Origin of the sequence: Paenibacillus sp. JJ-223 (assembly GCF_927798175.1) — a bacterium.
Lineage (GTDB): Bacteria > Bacillota > Bacilli > Paenibacillales > Paenibacillaceae > Paenibacillus > Paenibacillus hubeiensis.
The window spans coordinates 176901-192866 of the sequence record NZ_CAKMMP010000008.1 but is presented as its reverse complement, the minus strand read 5'-3'; the positions used below and the strand labels follow the sequence as shown (position 1 = coordinate 192866).

The following is a 15966-nucleotide window of genomic DNA, read 5'->3' as shown; positions in this document are numbered from 1 at the left end:
AAGCAATCACATGTCTAGGAGGATGAAGGTATGACTACACCTGCTTTGCAGAACAGCATTGTTGCTGATATGGCGCTTGCGCCGGAAGGTCATCTTAAAATCGATTGGGTAGAAGCGCACATGCCGGTGTTGAATCGCATTCGCCGTCAGTTTGAACAGGATCTTCCTTTCAAGGGACTTAAGGTATCCATCTGTCTTCACCTTGAAGCCAAAACGGCGTATTTGGCCAAGGTCATTCAAGCGGGGGGAGCGGAAGTCACCATTACCCACAGTAATCCGCTTTCGACACAGGATGATGTATGCGCCGCACTCGTTGAGGACGGAGTAACCGTTTATGCAAAGCACAATCCAGGCGCGGAGGAGTTTAAAGCACTGCAGATTCGTGCGCTTGAAGCCAAGCCGGACCTGATTATCGACGATGGCGGCGATTTTGCTACCATTCTCGCATCCGAACGGCCAGACCTGGCCGCAACGATTCGCGGCGGGGCAGAGGAAACGACAACGGGCATTATTCGTCTGAAAGCGTTGGCGAAAGAAGGCGAACTGAAATTTCCGATGGTTGCGGTGAATGACGCCTATTGCAAATACTTGTTCGATAACCGGTACGGTACGGGACAGTCTGCATTTGACGGAATCATCCGTACGACCAACCTGGTTGTTGCGGGAAAAACGGTCGTTGTTGCGGGGTATGGCTGGTGCGGCAAAGGCGTGGCCATGCGTGCCAAAGGACTGGGCGCGAACGTCATCGTCACCGAGATTGATCCCATCAAGGCCGTGGAAGCGCATATGGACGGGTTCCGGGTCATGCCTATGCTGGAAGCTGCCAAGCTTGGCGATTTCTTCATCGCGGTAACGGGCAACAAAGACGTTATTACAGGCGAGCATTACGATGTCATGAAAGACGGAGCCATTCTTAGCAACGCAGGCCACTTTGACGTGGAAGTAAACAAGCCAGAGCTGGCCAAGCGATCGGATTCGATTCGTACCGTGCGCCGCAACATCGAGGAGTACCGCTTCAAGGATGGACGCAAAATGTACCTTCTGGCCGAAGGACGACTTGTCAACCTGGGCGCGGCGGACGGACACCCGGCCGAAATCATGGACACAACGTTTGCGCTTCAAGCTCTTGGCCTGCGCTATGTAAGCGAGAATTATGCGGATTTGGGCAAAAACGTGGTTAACGTGCCTTATGAAATTGACCGCCAAGTCGCCAGCTACAAGCTGGAGAGCCTTGACATCGCGATCGACGCCTTGTCGCCGGAGCAGGAGAAGTATTTGGACAGCTGGAAGTTCTGATTCCGGGCCGGGATATCGATCATGGCGCGAGACACCAGAAATTACTTGCAGAACATCTGGTTCGAAAGATATAAAATGATGTAGATGTGGCATGTACGGCATCGTACAGTCATTGCCCGGGAAACGCCTTTGGTCCTGAGTACGGGATCAAGGGCGTTTTTTATGTTTTTTTCATGATTACGAATATTTGGGGAAATCAAGATAGGAAAGAAGGGTTTTGATTTTTTTTTGCGAATCTATTATGCTTAGGTGGTGGAAAGTGGGGCAAAGTGGGGAGAATGGGTGAGGAGTGAGTGGGCCAATGTTTATGGGGGAATTCCAACATAGCATTGATGACAAGGGCCGGATCATTATCCCGGCCAAATTCCGCGAATCCTTAGGGCCTTCTTTCGTTGTCACACGTGGGTTAGACCAGTGTCTTTTCGTGTATCCCATGGATGAATGGGGAATCATGGAACAGAAGCTCAAGGCGCTGCCTTTGATGAAATCCGATGCGCGCGCGTTTACCCGGTTTTTTTTCTCGGGGGCTACCGAATGCGAATTGGACAAACAGGGCAGGGTAAATTTGCCTGGCAACCTCAGGGAGTATGCCAAGCTGGACAAGGACTGCGTGGTTCTGGGCGTGTCAAACCGGGTGGAGATTTGGAGCAAAGGCATATGGGAGAACTATTTCAATCAATCCGAAGAAGCATTCAACGACATCGCCGAGAAGCTGGTCGATTTTAATTTTGATTTATGAAGCAGGAGGGGTGCAGGTTGTTTCACCACATTACCGTACTCAAAGAAGAAGCAACAGAAGGATTAAACATCAAGCAGGACGGGATATACGTGGACTGCACTTTAGGCGGTGCCGGGCATAGTTCCGTGATTGCATCCAAGCTGGGTCCAGAAGGGCGACTCATAGCGCTCGACCAGGACGACTGGGCATTGGACAATGCGCGCGAGAAACTGGCCGTATACGGAGAGCGGGTGACGCTCGTCAAAACCAATTTCCGTGATCTGGAGCAGGTACTGAAAGATTTGAACGTACCCATGAAAGACGGCGTACCGCAAGTGGACGGCATTTTGTACGATTTGGGGGTATCTTCCCCGCAGTTTGATGAGGGGGAGCGCGGGTTCAGCTATAACCACGATGCCCCGCTCGATATGCGCATGGACCAAGATGCGTATCTGACGGCCAAAGAGATCATCAATGAATGGCCCGAAGAGGAGATTGCCCGGATTTTGTACACCTATGGCGAGGAAAAGTTCTCAAGACGGATCGCCAGGGTTATCGTGGAGAAGCGAAGTCAGTCTCCGATCGAAACGACGGGCGAGCTCGTCGAATTGATCAAAGAAGGAATTCCCGCCGCGGCTCGCCGCACAGGCGGCCATCCGGCCAAACGCAGTTTTCAGGCATTGCGGATTGCCGTCAATGATGAGCTGGGAGCCTTCGAGGAAGCGTTGCACCAGGCTGTTCGCTGTCTGGCGCCTGGCGGACGTGTATCTGTCATCACCTTCCATTCGCTTGAAGATCGGATATGCAAACAAATTTTCAGCAGTTATTTGGAGAAATGCACATGCCCTCCGGATTTCCCGTTGTGCGTGTGCGGCGGCCAAGGCGTACTTCGTTTGGTCAACCGCAAACCTCTGGTTCCAACGGAAGCGGAACTGGCCGATAATCCACGTGCTCGTTCAGCCAAGCTGCGCGTAGCCGAGAAATTGTAAACCAATAGCGAAGGAGGAGCTTCAGCATGGCATATACACGTGGCAATCTGGCAGTGAAGGAGAAGGCGTCCGAACAGCGCGTGTCACAGCAGCGCTACAAGGAAACGACCAAAGTGGTGACGCGCCGTTCAAGCATCCCCGGTCGAGAGAAGCTTTTGTACATGGCGACCCTGCTCGTCTGCATCATTGTAGGCGGTGCTTTGATGTGGCGATATGCGCACATTTACGATTTGAACAGACAAGCGCAAACAGCTGCTTCGGAAATCAAAAAAAATGAAAAAACGATCGCCGATCTGGAGGTCGAAAAAGAGAGACTTAACAATCTGGTCATCGAAAATGCGCGCAAACTCGGGTATGTCGAAGCTACCGACAAAGACGTTATTTACGTGCCCCGTTCAACGAGCAGGGCGAGTGACACGGATGCAGGCAAGTCGTCGGATTCCGCAGAGTAAATAAAGAGGTGTGCCGATGATTAAAAAAATTAAAATGCGAACGCTGCTTATAGGGGGATGTATAACCCTCTTTTTTCTTGTACTGATCATTCGAATTTTTTTCATTCAAGTGGTGAACGGTGATACATGGCAGGCTGAAGCCTCTTCGCTGATCGACCGGGAGCAGACCATAAAGGCATCCCGCGGCACGATTATGGACCGGAATGGCAACGTTCTGGCCACCGATGCGCCTGCCTATATCGTTTCCGTCAATCCCAAATTGATCAATAAACTCGGGATCGAAGATGTAGTAACGACCGAGCTGTCCAAAATTTTGGGCAAAAAAGAAAGTGAAATGCGCACTTTGGTGACCGCGAAAAAGCCGAACAGCGACGAGTTTTACGAGCAGCGTGAAGTGCGGAGCGAAGGGTTCAAGATCGGTCCGGAGCTTAATGCAAAGGTAGAAGCCTTGCGTAATGAACTGCAGGAAACATATAAAGCGAAGAATGCAATCGTGACGACGCAGGTATCCAAGCGATACTACCCCGAGGAAAATCTGGCTTCCCATTTGCTGGGTTACATGAACCTTGAAGGGAAAGCAGTCAACGGGCTTGAAGTCTCTTACGATGATAAGCTGACCGGTACCGACGGGTATTTGCATTATCAGAAGGACGCCAAGGGCGTGCAGCTTCCCAATTCGAAGGAGAACTACCAGCCTCCGCAAAACGGGCACAACCTGAAACTGACCATTGACGACACGATCCAATTTTACATTCAGGAAGCGATGAAAGAGGCAGTTGCAAAGTATAACCCGCTCAGCATGACTGTTATTGCGGCCGATCCGAACACGATGGAAATACTGGGCATGGCCAACTGGCCGGATTTTAATCCGAATACGTATTGGAATGCCTCGGATCAAAGAAACTTTGTCAATCACGCCGTCCAGTCGATTTACGAGCCGGGTTCTACGTTCAAAATTGTCACGCTTGCGGGCGCCGTGGAAGAAAAACTGTTCGATCCCAATGCGACCTTTGAGTCCAAACGGATCGTCATCGGCGGATATCCCATCAGTGACAATGGGCACGCTTATGGGCGCATTTCATACCTGGAAGGGGTCAAACGTTCAAGTAACGTCGCTTTCGTCAATCTGGGTTACAGCATGCTCGGCGGCGATCGGTTGCGGAAATACATTGATAATTTCGGTTTTGGCGTCAAAACAGGCATCGACCTGCCCAATGAGTCGGCATCACCGATCAAACCGCTCGTGTACAAAGCGGATATCGCGGCTGCTGCTTATGGACATGGACTTATACAAGTGACGCCAATCCAGCAAGTGGCGGCGATCTCGGCGATCGCCAATGGCGGCAAGCTGCTGGAGCCGCATCTGGTTAAAGAAATCATCAATCCGAATGACGGCACTTCCGAAGTGATCAAACCGAAGGAAGTGCGCCAAGTCATTTCGGCGGAGTCTTCCAAACTGGTGAGCAGTTACTTGGAACAGGTTGTTGCAGATCAGATTATCGGAACCGGACGAAACGCCTACATTGAAGGGTATCGTGTCGCAGGCAAGACGGGTACGGCCAGAAAAGTCATCAACGGGCAGTACAGCAAAACGAAAGATGTCGTATCGTTTATCGGATTTGCGCCTGTCAATAATCCGAAAATCGCCGTACTGGTCGTCATCGACCAGCCTGAAGGAGCCAATATCGGCGGCGGTGCCGCTGCAGCACCTGTTTTCAAAAAAATCGTGAGCCAAACTTTGCAGTACATGGGCGTACCGAAAGATACGGCAAAAACGAAATCGAAAACCGATGTCCCTGTCGTTCAAGCCAAAGCCCCTGATCTGACAGGAAAAGCGGCGAAACAAGCCAGAACGACTCTGCTCAATTCGGGCATCGCCTATGTAACGCTGGGCCAAGGAGAGAACGTGATTCGACAGTACCCCGCTGCGGGCGCCTCGATGAATCCGGGACAGCGTGTCTATCTGCTTACCGAAGAGAGCAGCAAAATGAAAGTACCTGATCTGACGGGCGAATCGCTCAGAGACGCCATGGAAGTGCTGTCGCTCATGAAGGTGGGCGTTACGGTCAAAGGCGAAGGGTATGTCGTTGAACAGAAAGAGCAAGTGGCAGGAGAACAGCGAACGGTGCAGCTCACGCTGCAATCGGCCAAAGCAGCAGTCACCGGGATCGAGGACGAAGCACCGGAATCTTCGGGTACGCCAACATCGTCCGAAAACGACGACGCGAGCGATTCGGAGCAGGCGGACCAAGAGAAGGAAACGCAGACGCAAACGACGGATTCGTCTCAAACCGAGAATGGAGATGCAGCGTCCGATTCGCAGTCCACGGATACCTCGCTGCCATAACGATATGGACAGCCCGTTCTAACCCCCGGTTGTCCCGAATATTCATGAATGGAACGCAGATCATGATTTTGGGACGACTGGGGGGAACTTCTATTGAAAGGCACAAGCATTCAGCTGCGGCGCAGGTTGCTGTGGGCATTGCTCATTTTGGTAGTGTTGTTTTCGGCCTTGGTAATCAGGCTTGCATATGTACAATTGGGACAAGGGCCGGAACTCGCGGAAAAGGCGGAAGAGTCATGGCGGCGTAACATCCCGTACACGGCCAAACGAGGGGAAATTCTGGACCGGAATGGTACTGCGCTTGCATACAATGTCACCACGCCGACGATTATGGCCATCCCTGTGCAAGTCAAGGAACCCGAGACAACGGCCAAGGCGCTGGCCCCTTTGCTGGGCATGACGGAAGAAAAGGTGCTGGCAACTATCACGAAGAGAGATATGATCGTACGACTACAGCCCGGCGGCCGCAAAATTACGATGGAGAAAGCACAACGCATCCGTGATTTGAAGCTTCCGGGCATCGTCGTTGCGGAGGATAACAAACGTTTTTACCCTTATGACGATTTGGCGGCGCATATTCTTGGCTTTACCGGGATTGATAATCAGGGATTGACCGGGGTCGAGAAGAAGTATGATGACAAACTCAATGGGCTGAACGGGAGCGTTTCCTACTTGTCCGATGCGGCCGGCAGGCTGATGCCGGGTTCATCCGAGAAGTATGTGGAGCCCAAGGACGGATTGGACCTGAAACTGACGATTGATCACTCGATTCAATCCATCATGGAGCGCGAATTGGACCAGGCGATGGTTAAATTCCAGGCCAATTCGGCGCTGGCCATCGCGATGAATCCAAAAACGGGCGAGGTGCTTGCGATGGCGAGCCGTCCGGGTTACGAGCCGGCTAACTATCAGCAATATGCCTCCGAGATCTACAACCGCAATCTTCCGATCTGGATGACCTACGAGCCGGGATCGACCTTCAAGATTATTACACTTGCGGCAGCGTTGGAAGAGAAAAAGGTCAATTTGCAGCAGGACCAATTCTATGATCCAGGTTATGTCGAGGTCGGCGGAGCCCGGCTTCGCTGCTGGAAAAAGGGTGGCCACGGAAGCCAGACATTCCTTCAAGTCGTCGAAAACTCCTGCAACCCGGGTTTTGTGGCCCTTGGCCAGAAGCTTGGGAAAGAATCCTTGTTCTCGTACATCAAAAATTTCGGGTTCGGCAGCAAAACCGGCATCGATCTCAGCGGGGAAGAAAACGGAATTTTGTTCAAGCTATCGCGGGTAGGCCCTGTCGAATTGGCCACGACGGCGTTTGGCCAAGGCGTCTCGGTAACGCCGATCCAGCAAGTGGCCGCCGTGTCGGCCGCCATCAATGGCGGCAAGTTATACAAGCCTTATGTGACCAAAGCGTGGGTTCATCCGGATACAGGCGAAGTCATCGAGGAATCGAAACCCCAACTGGTGCGGCAGGTGATTTCGGAGAGCACGTCGAAGCAGGTGCGCGAAGCGCTGGAGAGCGTGGTTGCCAAGGGCACGGGAAGACCGGCGTTCATTGACGGTTACCGGGTCGGCGGCAAAACGGGAACGGCCCAAAAGGTCGTAAACGGACGTTATTCAACAAGCGAGCATATCGTATCCTTTATCGGATTCGCCCCTGCCGACGATCCTCAAATCGTTGTTTACACGGCAGTGGACAATCCCAAAGGCATTCAGTTCGGGGGCGTGGTTGCTGCGCCGATCGTGCAGAACATTCTGGAGGACGCGCTGCATTACATGAACGTCGCTCCTCGTAAGGACCAGGTGGCAAAGGAATACAAGTACGGCGAAACGAAAATCGTTACCGTACCCGATCTGACGGGGGCAACGGCGGAGGATCTTTACGAGGATTTGAACATGAACTTTATGCTGGCGAAGTCCGGCAGCGGAAAGTATGTCATTAATCAGGCGCCGAAGCCCGGGTCCCGGGTAGAGCAAGGTTCAACGATCCGGATTTACATGAGCGATGTGTTGAAGGATGCACATCAGCATGCCGAGGAGGAGGGAGGCACGCCGTAACGCGTGCTCCTTCTCCTCAACCGCAACAAAATTCGCCGAACTGCGTTTCATTAAATGGCCTTATTGACGATATTAGTATAATAAAGACATCATGTTAGAGCAGATTAATTTGGAGAAGTGAGGTTATTCATGTGCTTTTAAACCAATTTGCAGCAAAACTGAAAACCGCTCGCCTCATCGGCGAGCCTCATACAGAATGTCAAAACCTGCAGACAGATTCCCGTCAGGTCAAGCCGGGCGATCTGTTTATCTGTCTGCCGGGACATACGGTCGACGGTCATGATTATGCGGAAAAAGCCGTGAGCGCGGGTGCGGTCGCACTTGTCGTGGAACGCGAGCTGAATCTGCCGGTTCCGCAGCTGCTCGTCAAGGACAGCCGTTTCGCCATGGCCGTGCTGGCCGATTTCTTTTTCGGGTCCCCAAGCCGCAAGATGAACATGATCGGGGTAACCGGAACGAACGGCAAAACGACGACCACTTATCTGATCGAAAAGATCATGAGCGATTACGGACAAAAGACAGGACTGATCGGCACCATCCAGATGCGTTATGACGGTCGCACATACCCGATGTCCGGCACTACGCCGGAAGCGCTGGATCTGCAGCGCAGCCTGCATGACATGGTGCAGACGGGGACGACCTGCTGCGTGATGGAAGTGTCTTCTCATGCACTGGAACAAGGCCGCGTAAAAGGAACCGACTTCCGCACGGCGGTATTCACCAACCTGACGCAGGATCATCTGGACTACCACCATTCCATGGAAGAGTACCGTTCCGCCAAAGGACTGTTCTTTGCCCGCCTGGGCAACGAATTCAGCGCGGATGATTCCCGCCGCAAATACGCGGTCATCAATGCGGACGACGCCTCTGCGGACTATTTCAAATCGGTAACGGCGGCCGAAGTCATTACATATGGCATGGGAGAGGACGCGGACGTTCGAGCCTCCGAGATCAAAATAACGGCGCAAGGCACGTCATTCCATGTGGACACCTTTGCGGGCAGCACGGATATCCGTTTGCGCATGGTGGGCAAATTCAACGTTTACAACGCCATGGCGGCCATAGCTGCAGCGCTTGTGGAGAACGTACCCTTGGAAGAGATCAAGCGCAGCCTGGAGACGGTTCCTGGCGTGGACGGCCGCGTGGAAGCCGTCGCCGAAGGCCAGCCGTTTGCGGTGATCGTGGATTATGCGCATACGCCGGACGGACTTGAAAACGTGCTTCGCACCGTGAAGGAGTTCGCCGAAGGCCGCGTAATTACCGTGTTCGGCTGCGGGGGAGACCGCGATCGGACGAAACGTCCGCTCATGGGGAAAATTGCGGCAAAATACAGCGATCTTGTGTTTGTTACCTCAGATAACCCTCGCACGGAAGATCCGGAACTTATTCTTAAAGACATCGAGCAGGGACTCATCGAAGAATCCGTTCCGTCCGACCGGTATATCATGATCGTTGATCGCCGTCAGGCGATTCATGAGGCTATTGAAAAGGCAAGCCCTGCCGATGTAGTATTGATTGCGGGCAAAGGGCATGAAAACTATCAGATTATCGGCACGACCAAAACCGATTTTGATGACCGGATCATTGCCAAAGAAGCGATAAGGGGAAAATCCAATTGATAAAGAGAACTATGGCACAACTGGCCGAAATGTGCGGAGGCACTTTAGTCGCCCCTGCTGCATATGCCAATATGGCTGCCCAAGGCGTTTATACGGATTCGCGTAAGCGGGCTGAAGGAAGTTTGTTCATTCCGCTTGTCGGCGACAGATTTGACGGACATGAATTTGCGCAATCCTGTATGGAGAACGGCGCTGCCGGTACACTGTGGCAAAAAGACCATGGCGAACCGCCGCAGGGAGCCGTCATCGTCGTCGACGATACCCTTGAGGCGCTACAGGCGCTTGCGTCGGCTTATTTGGCCGAAAGCAAAGCCTCGGTTGTCGGCATTACGGGCAGCAACGGCAAAACAACGACAAAGGACATCGTCGACGCGCTTCTGTCCACCACGTTCAAGGTGCACAAAACGCAAGGCAACTTTAACAATCATATCGGTCTGCCGCTCACCGTGCTTGCGATGGAGCCGGACACCGAGATCATTATTTTGGAAATGGGCATGAGCGGACGAGGGGAGATCGAGACATTGTCCCGCATTGCCCGCCCCGACGTTGCGATTATTACGAACATCGGCGAATCCCATCTCCTGCAGCTCGGTTCCAGGCTGGAGATTGCCAGGGCCAAAGTGGAGATCGTGGCTGGCATGAAACCTGGCGGCTTGCTGATCCGAAACGGGGATGAGCCGCTAATCACGCAAGTGCTAGCAGAGGAAACAACGATCAAACCGGCAGGCTTGAACCAGTTTACATTTGGTCTTCAGCCGGACAATGACGATTATGCGACAGGCATCATGAATGCGCCCGGCGGGGTTGTTTTCACGAGCAAACAATCCGGCGAGGCCGCGCTGAGCTTGCCGCTGCTCGGCACGCATAATGTCGTGAACTGTATGGCTGCCCTGGCGGTCGCTCGCCATTTCGGAGTGTCTGCCGACCGCATTGCGCAGGGATTGTCCGGGCTGAAGCTTACAGGCATGCGGATTGAGATCGTTCAAGGCGCCAGCGGACTCACCATGCTGAACGATGCTTACAATGCAAGCCCGACCTCCATGAAAGCAGCGCTGGATGTCATTGAAGGCCTGAATGGATACAAATCCAAGGTCGCCGTGCTTGGCGACATGCTGGAGCTTGGGCCTCAAGAGCAGCAGCTTCATTATGATATAGGCAAGTATATTTCGCCGGAGAAATTGGACCTGGTGCTTGCATACGGGCCGTTGTCCGCCCACATTGCGGAAGGGGCCAGGGAAAACATGCCGCCCGAAGCGGTGCATGCTTTTGACAACAAAGAAGAAATGACCCGTTACCTGCTAGAGAAACTCCATCCCAGAGACGTTGTCTTGTTCAAGGCCTCACGGGGCATGAAGCTTGAGGACGTGGTCGAAGCACTGAAAACAGCACCATTACAGAACCGAGTAGACTAGAGGGGTGAACCCATGGATTTTCAAGTATTACTGTTAACAATCGGCGTTTCATTCATTTTGGCGGTGATTGCCGCACCGCTCTTGATTCCACTGCTGAGACGGATGAAATTCGGCCAGCAGGTACGGGAAGATGGCCCGCAGAGCCATCTGAAGAAAAGCGGAACGCCGACAATGGGCGGGGTTGTAATCATTTTGGCGTTCACGCTGGCTTTCCTGAAATTTTCGGCTGTCAAAAATACGGATTTTTACGTTCTGCTCGTAGCTACGCTTGGCTTTGGACTCATCGGATTTTTGGATGATTACATCAAAATCGTGTTCAAGCGCTCGCTGGGCCTGACGCCGGGGCAGAAGATGTTCGGGCAGCTGTTATTCAGCGCGATCATGTGTTACCTGCTTATTCAAAACGGGCATAGCACCGCCATATCGATTCCGGGCACTTCGGTATCTTTCGACTGGACGGGATGGTTCTACTATCCATTTGTCGTAATCATGATGCTGGCCATTACCAATGCCGTGAACTTTACCGATGGCTTGGACGGTCTGCTATCCGGCGTAAGTGCCATTGCTTTCGGGGCATTTGCCATTGTGGCGATGCAGGCGACTTCCATGCCGGCAGCCGTATGTGCCGCGGCTATGATCGGGGCTGTGCTGGGCTTCCTCGTTTACAATGCCCATCCCGCCAAAGTATTCATGGGTGATACCGGATCGCTGGGCATTGGCGGAGCGATAGGAGCGGTTGCCATCGTCACGAAGACGGAGCTGTTGTTCGTCATTATCGGCGGCGTGTTTGTCATCGAGATTTTGTCCGTCGTCATCCAGGTCATCTCGTTCAAAACCCGGGGCAAGCGCGTATTCAAAATGAGTCCCATCCACCATCACTTCGAACTGAGCGGCTGGTCGGAATGGCGCGTCGTCATTACCTTCTGGGCTGTTGGCGCCATATTGGCAGCTGTCGGACTTTATCTCAACAAGGGGTTGTAAAACATGAAGCATCCTGATGAATATCGCGAAAAACGGGTTGTCGTGCTCGGACTGGCCAAAAGCGGCGTGCAGGTCGCCAAGGTACTGGAACGCGCCGGCGCCAAAGTGACGGTCAATGACAAAAAGGAGAGGGAACAGTGTCCCGAAGCATCCGAATTGGAGGCTTTGGGAATTTCTGTTGTATGCGGGGGACATCCCGATAACCTCATTAACGAGGATGTTCAGCTTGTGGTCAAAAATCCGGGAATCCCGTACCAGGCACCACCCGTCCAGAAAGCGCTCGAGCTTGGGATTGAGGTCGTTACCGAAGTCGAGGTTGCTTACCATCTCTGCGAGGCACCGATCATCGGAATTACGGGCTCCAACGGCAAAACAACGACAACGACATGGGTTGGAAAAATGCTGGAGCATGCCGGCCTGAAACCGATTGTGGCTGGAAATATCGGTACACCGCTCTGCGAAGCGGCGGAACAGGCCGATCAGGACAATTGGATGGTGGCTGAGCTGAGCAGCTTCCAGCTTAAAGGCACGGTGGATTTCCGTCCGCGCATTGCGTGTCTGCTCAATGTGGCCGAGACCCATCTGGATTACCACGGAGACATGGACGATTACGTTGCCTCCAAAGCCAAGCTATTCGCCAACCAGCAGTCCGGGGATACCGCGGTGCTCAATTGGGATGACCCCGTATGCCGCGGCCTCGTACCCTACATCAAGGGCAGATTGGTTCCCTTCTCCGTGACGGAGAAGCTGGACATCGGGGTTTACGCCGATCCGCCATACGTGGACGGTGAGGAGGATGATGTTCAGCGCCAGGCGATCTACGCTGACGGCAGCGGCAATCACCATGTCATCATTGACGTGTCCGACATCGGCCTTCCTGGCCGGTTCAACGTGGAGAATGCACTGGCCGCCATCGCGATTGCGGTGTCTGCCGGGGCCGATCCGTCTTCATTGCTCGTACCTCTGTCCGAATTCAAGGGTGTCGAGCACCGTTTGGAGTATGTCCTGGAGCATCAAGGAGCCGCGTATTACAACAATTCGAAAGCGACCAACTCCAAAGCTACCGTCAATGCGCTGGGCTCTTTCAAACAACCCGTCGTGCTGATCGCCGGTGGATTGGACCGCGGGTCGGACATGATGGAACTGCTGCCTTTATTTCAGGAAAAGGTCAAAGCGGTGGTGGCCCTTGGCGAGACACGGGAGAAGATTGCCCGGGTTGCGGAACTGGCCGGGTTAAAGGAAATCAAGGTCGTCGATAATGAGGAGGATGCCGCCCTGACGCTAACCGCTGCAGTACAGGAAGCGAAGAAGCTTGCGGCTCCGGGCGATGTGGTTCTTCTGTCGCCTTCTTGCGCCAGCTGGGACATGTTTGCTTCTTACGAAGAGCGGGGACGCATTTTTAAAGAGGCGGTGCATAACTTGTAAGTAGGGGGGTGGAAAAGCCCCTACTTCGATGCAAGGGGTGGCCTCCTGATGAAACAGACGCGACCGGCGCCGGACATCTGGCTCCTGATTTGTATTTTGGCTTTGCTTGCCATCGGCATTATTATGGTTTATAGTGCGGGATCGGTACTTGCATTCCATGATTATGGCGATTCCTTTTACTTTGTCAAACGACAGCTGCTGTTTGCGGGACTTGGACTCGCGGCGATGTTTGTTACGGCTAACGTGGACTATCGTGTGTGGAGGAAGTATGCCAAGCCGATATTGATTGCCTGTTTCGTGATGCTGATTGCGGTGCTGATTCCCGGGATCGGCGTTGTTCGCGGCGGAGCCAGGAGCTGGCTGGGCATCGGCTCGTTCGGCATCCAGCCGTCGGAGTTCATGAAGCTGGGCATGATTTTGTTTTTGGCGCACTGGCTCGGTAAGGATACGGGCAAACTCAAAACCTTTACGACAGGATTGCTTCCGCCCCTCGGATTGATGGGGCTCGCTTTTGGGATTATCATGCTGCAGCCTGATTTGGGGACAGGCACCGTCATGATGGGAGCCTCCATGTTGATCGTGTTCACTGCCGGAGCAAGAATGAAACATTTGCTGCTCTTAGCCCTCGGCGGCGTGGCCGGTTTTGTGGCATTGATCGCTGCAGCCCCCTATCGGCTGAAACGAATTACGGCATTTCTTGACCCGTGGTCAGACCCGTTAGGTGCAGGATATCAGATCATTCAATCCCTTTATGCGATTGGCCCTGGCGGGTTGGCAGGTCTGGGACTCGGGATGAGCCGGCAGAAGTACAGTTACGTCCCGGAACCGCAGACTGATTTTATTTTTTCCATTTTGGCCGAAGAGCTTGGATTCATCGGTGGAATGATTGTGCTGCTCCTCTTCCTTGTGCTGATTTGGCGGGGCATGCGCGTCGCGATGACGATTCCCGATGCTTTCGGCAGCCTGCTCGGCGTCGGCATTGTCGGCATGGTTGCTGTTCAGGTCATCATCAACATCGGCGTGGTGATCGGTTTAATGCCGGTCACGGGCATTACGCTTCCACTGATCAGTTACGGCGGTTCTTCTTTAACCCTCATGCTGACAGCTCTCGGCATTTTATTGAATTTATCCCGTTATGCGAGGTGAACATACGATGCGAGTCGTATTAAGCGGCGGCGGAACCGGAGGTCATATCTATCCGGCCGTGGCCATTGCTAGGCAGATCGAGGCGGAAAATCCGGACTCGGAATTTTTATATATCGGCGGTACCAGAGGCTTGGAGAGCAAACTGGTACCCCAGGAAAATATCCCGTTTCAGTCCATTGACATTACGGGCTTCCGTCGTAAGTTATCCATGGACAATCTGAAAACCGTGATGCGCTTCCTACAAGGCGTCAGGAAATCCAAAAAAATGCTGAAGGAGTTCAAACCCGACGTGGTGATCGGCACAGGCGGATATGTGTGCGGACCGGTCGTTTATGCCGCAGCCAAATTGGGCATTCCGAGCGTCATTCACGAGCAGAACGCCATTCCGGGTCTGACCAACAAGTTCCTGACCCGCTACGTGGATACGGTGGCGGTCAGCTTTGAAGGCGCGGACAAGGCTTTTCCGGGGGCCAAGCGGGTCGTTTACACCGGAAATCCCCGGGCAACGACCGTGGCCAAGGCCAGCCGTGACCGGGGATTTGCCACGTTGGGCGTACCGATGGACAGCAGGGTTGTCCTTGTTGTGGGAGGCAGCCGCGGAGCCAAGGCGATCAATAAGGCAATGGTCGACATGGCTCCGATGCTGGAGCGGTTGAAGGATGTGCACGTCGTGTACGTCACCGGCGAATCGTACTTTGATGAAACGCGGGAAGCCATTCGCAGCACGCTTGGCACGATGCCGAATCATTTGCATGTATTGCCATACGTACACAACATGCCGGAAGTGCTGGCGTGCACTTCGCTGATCGTCAATCGGGCAGGCGCATCGTTTCTGGCCGAGATTACTTCGCTCGGCATACCTTCCATCCTGATTCCGTCTCCGAACGTGACGAACAATCATCAGGAAGCCAATGCCCGCATGCTGGAACGAGGCGGAGCTTCGGTGACCATGCTTGAGAAGGATTTGTCCGGCAAGGCGCTTTATGAGGCCATCGAGGGCATCATGAACAACGAGGAAGCCCGCAAACGCATGGCGGCATCCTCCCTTTCGCTCGGCAAACCGGATGCAGCCGAAGTGCTGGTAGACGAAATTCGAAGACTTGCGGTGCATCGGTAAAGTGCTTTATGGGCGATTGTCACACACTGGCAGGGACTTACATAAGATACCCTATAAATCGTGACAATCGTTCTATGGCGCGGCAGCACAGCCTGCGGGAAAAGAAGCTGGTTCTCCGATCGGTTTCGAAACAAGGGTGATGGTCTGCATGAGTTTGGAGCCCCATCCGGCATCATGCGGACACGGTCCTTGAAAACGAAACGCTTGCAACTGGCACCATATGGAACATCGGCGGATCCTGCGGGTACGCCGGTCCTACCGGGGAACAGTGAGCAAATGTTCAATCCCGTTCGGCCTGTTGCACAGATGGCAGATTCCTTGGGGGAGCCGAAGGGAAATGGAGGATCTGGGCTCGACTGCAGCTCCCGGAACTGTCGGGGGATGTCGTGAAATGAATGCAGGTGCC

At 53.5% G+C, this 15966-nt stretch carries 12 protein-coding genes; all 12 read left to right on the top strand.

Going from position 1 to position 15966, the window contains the following annotated elements; genetic code table 11:
* The first annotated feature begins 30 nt into the window (after positions 1-30).
* The 12 genes from L6H98_RS16065 to murG all read left to right on the top strand — a co-directional run bounded on the left by L6H98_RS16065 (position 31) and on the right by murG (position 15560).
* Positions 31-1296 carry an adenosylhomocysteinase gene (locus L6H98_RS16065; protein ID WP_236416635.1) on the top strand — a complete coding sequence of 422 codons (1266 nt, stop codon included), beginning with the start codon at positions 31-33 and terminating at the stop codon, positions 1294-1296.
* 301 nt (positions 1297-1597) lie between these two features.
* Complete coding sequence (mraZ, locus tag L6H98_RS16060; protein WP_236416634.1) at positions 1598-2035, top strand: division/cell wall cluster transcriptional repressor MraZ; 438 nt, start codon at positions 1598-1600, stop codon at positions 2033-2035.
* Between the two features lie 17 nt (positions 2036-2052).
* Complete coding sequence (rsmH, locus tag L6H98_RS16055; RefSeq protein WP_236416633.1) at positions 2053-3003, top strand: 16S rRNA (cytosine(1402)-N(4))-methyltransferase RsmH; 951 nt, start codon at positions 2053-2055, stop codon at positions 3001-3003.
* A gap of 26 nt (positions 3004-3029) precedes the next feature.
* On the top strand, positions 3030-3455 hold the full coding sequence (locus tag L6H98_RS16050; protein WP_236416632.1) for a hypothetical protein: 426 nt from the start codon (positions 3030-3032) through the stop codon (positions 3453-3455).
* Between the two features lie 16 nt (positions 3456-3471).
* Positions 3472-5802, top strand: coding sequence for a penicillin-binding transpeptidase domain-containing protein (locus L6H98_RS16045; RefSeq protein WP_236416631.1), 2331 nt, complete (start codon positions 3472-3474; stop codon positions 5800-5802).
* Positions 5803-5895: 93 nt separating this feature from the next.
* On the top strand, positions 5896-7860 hold the full coding sequence (locus L6H98_RS16040) for a stage V sporulation protein D (protein ID WP_236416630.1): 1965 nt from the start codon (positions 5896-5898) through the stop codon (positions 7858-7860).
* A 131-nt stretch (positions 7861-7991) separates the two neighbouring features.
* On the top strand, positions 7992-9479 hold the full coding sequence (locus tag L6H98_RS16035; RefSeq protein WP_236416629.1) for a UDP-N-acetylmuramoyl-L-alanyl-D-glutamate--2,6-diaminopimelate ligase: 1488 nt from the start codon (positions 7992-7994) through the stop codon (positions 9477-9479).
* Complete coding sequence (gene murF / locus L6H98_RS16030) at positions 9479-10891, top strand: UDP-N-acetylmuramoyl-tripeptide--D-alanyl-D-alanine ligase (protein ID WP_290371456.1); 1413 nt, start codon at positions 9479-9481, stop codon at positions 10889-10891. The genes L6H98_RS16035 and murF overlap by 1 nt, the downstream gene beginning before the upstream one ends.
* Before the next feature lie 12 nt (positions 10892-10903).
* The gene (mraY, locus tag L6H98_RS16025) at positions 10904-11872 is read left to right on the top strand and encodes a phospho-N-acetylmuramoyl-pentapeptide-transferase (protein WP_236416625.1); all 969 of its coding nucleotides are present in this window, start codon (positions 10904-10906) and stop codon (positions 11870-11872) included.
* Between the two features lie 3 nt (positions 11873-11875).
* Positions 11876-13297 carry a UDP-N-acetylmuramoyl-L-alanine--D-glutamate ligase gene (gene murD / locus L6H98_RS16020; RefSeq protein WP_236416624.1) on the top strand — a complete coding sequence of 474 codons (1422 nt, stop codon included), beginning with the start codon at positions 11876-11878 and terminating at the stop codon, positions 13295-13297.
* 48 nt (positions 13298-13345) lie between these two features.
* Positions 13346-14443 (top strand): stage V sporulation protein E, encoded by a 1098-nt coding sequence (gene spoVE, locus L6H98_RS16015; protein ID WP_236416622.1) that lies wholly within the window; start codon positions 13346-13348, stop codon positions 14441-14443.
* Between the two features lie 7 nt (positions 14444-14450).
* A complete protein-coding gene (murG, locus tag L6H98_RS16010; RefSeq protein WP_236416621.1) occupies positions 14451-15560 on the top strand; it encodes an undecaprenyldiphospho-muramoylpentapeptide beta-N-acetylglucosaminyltransferase in 1110 nt (369 codons plus the stop codon).
* The last annotated feature ends 406 nt before the right edge of the window (positions 15561-15966 follow it).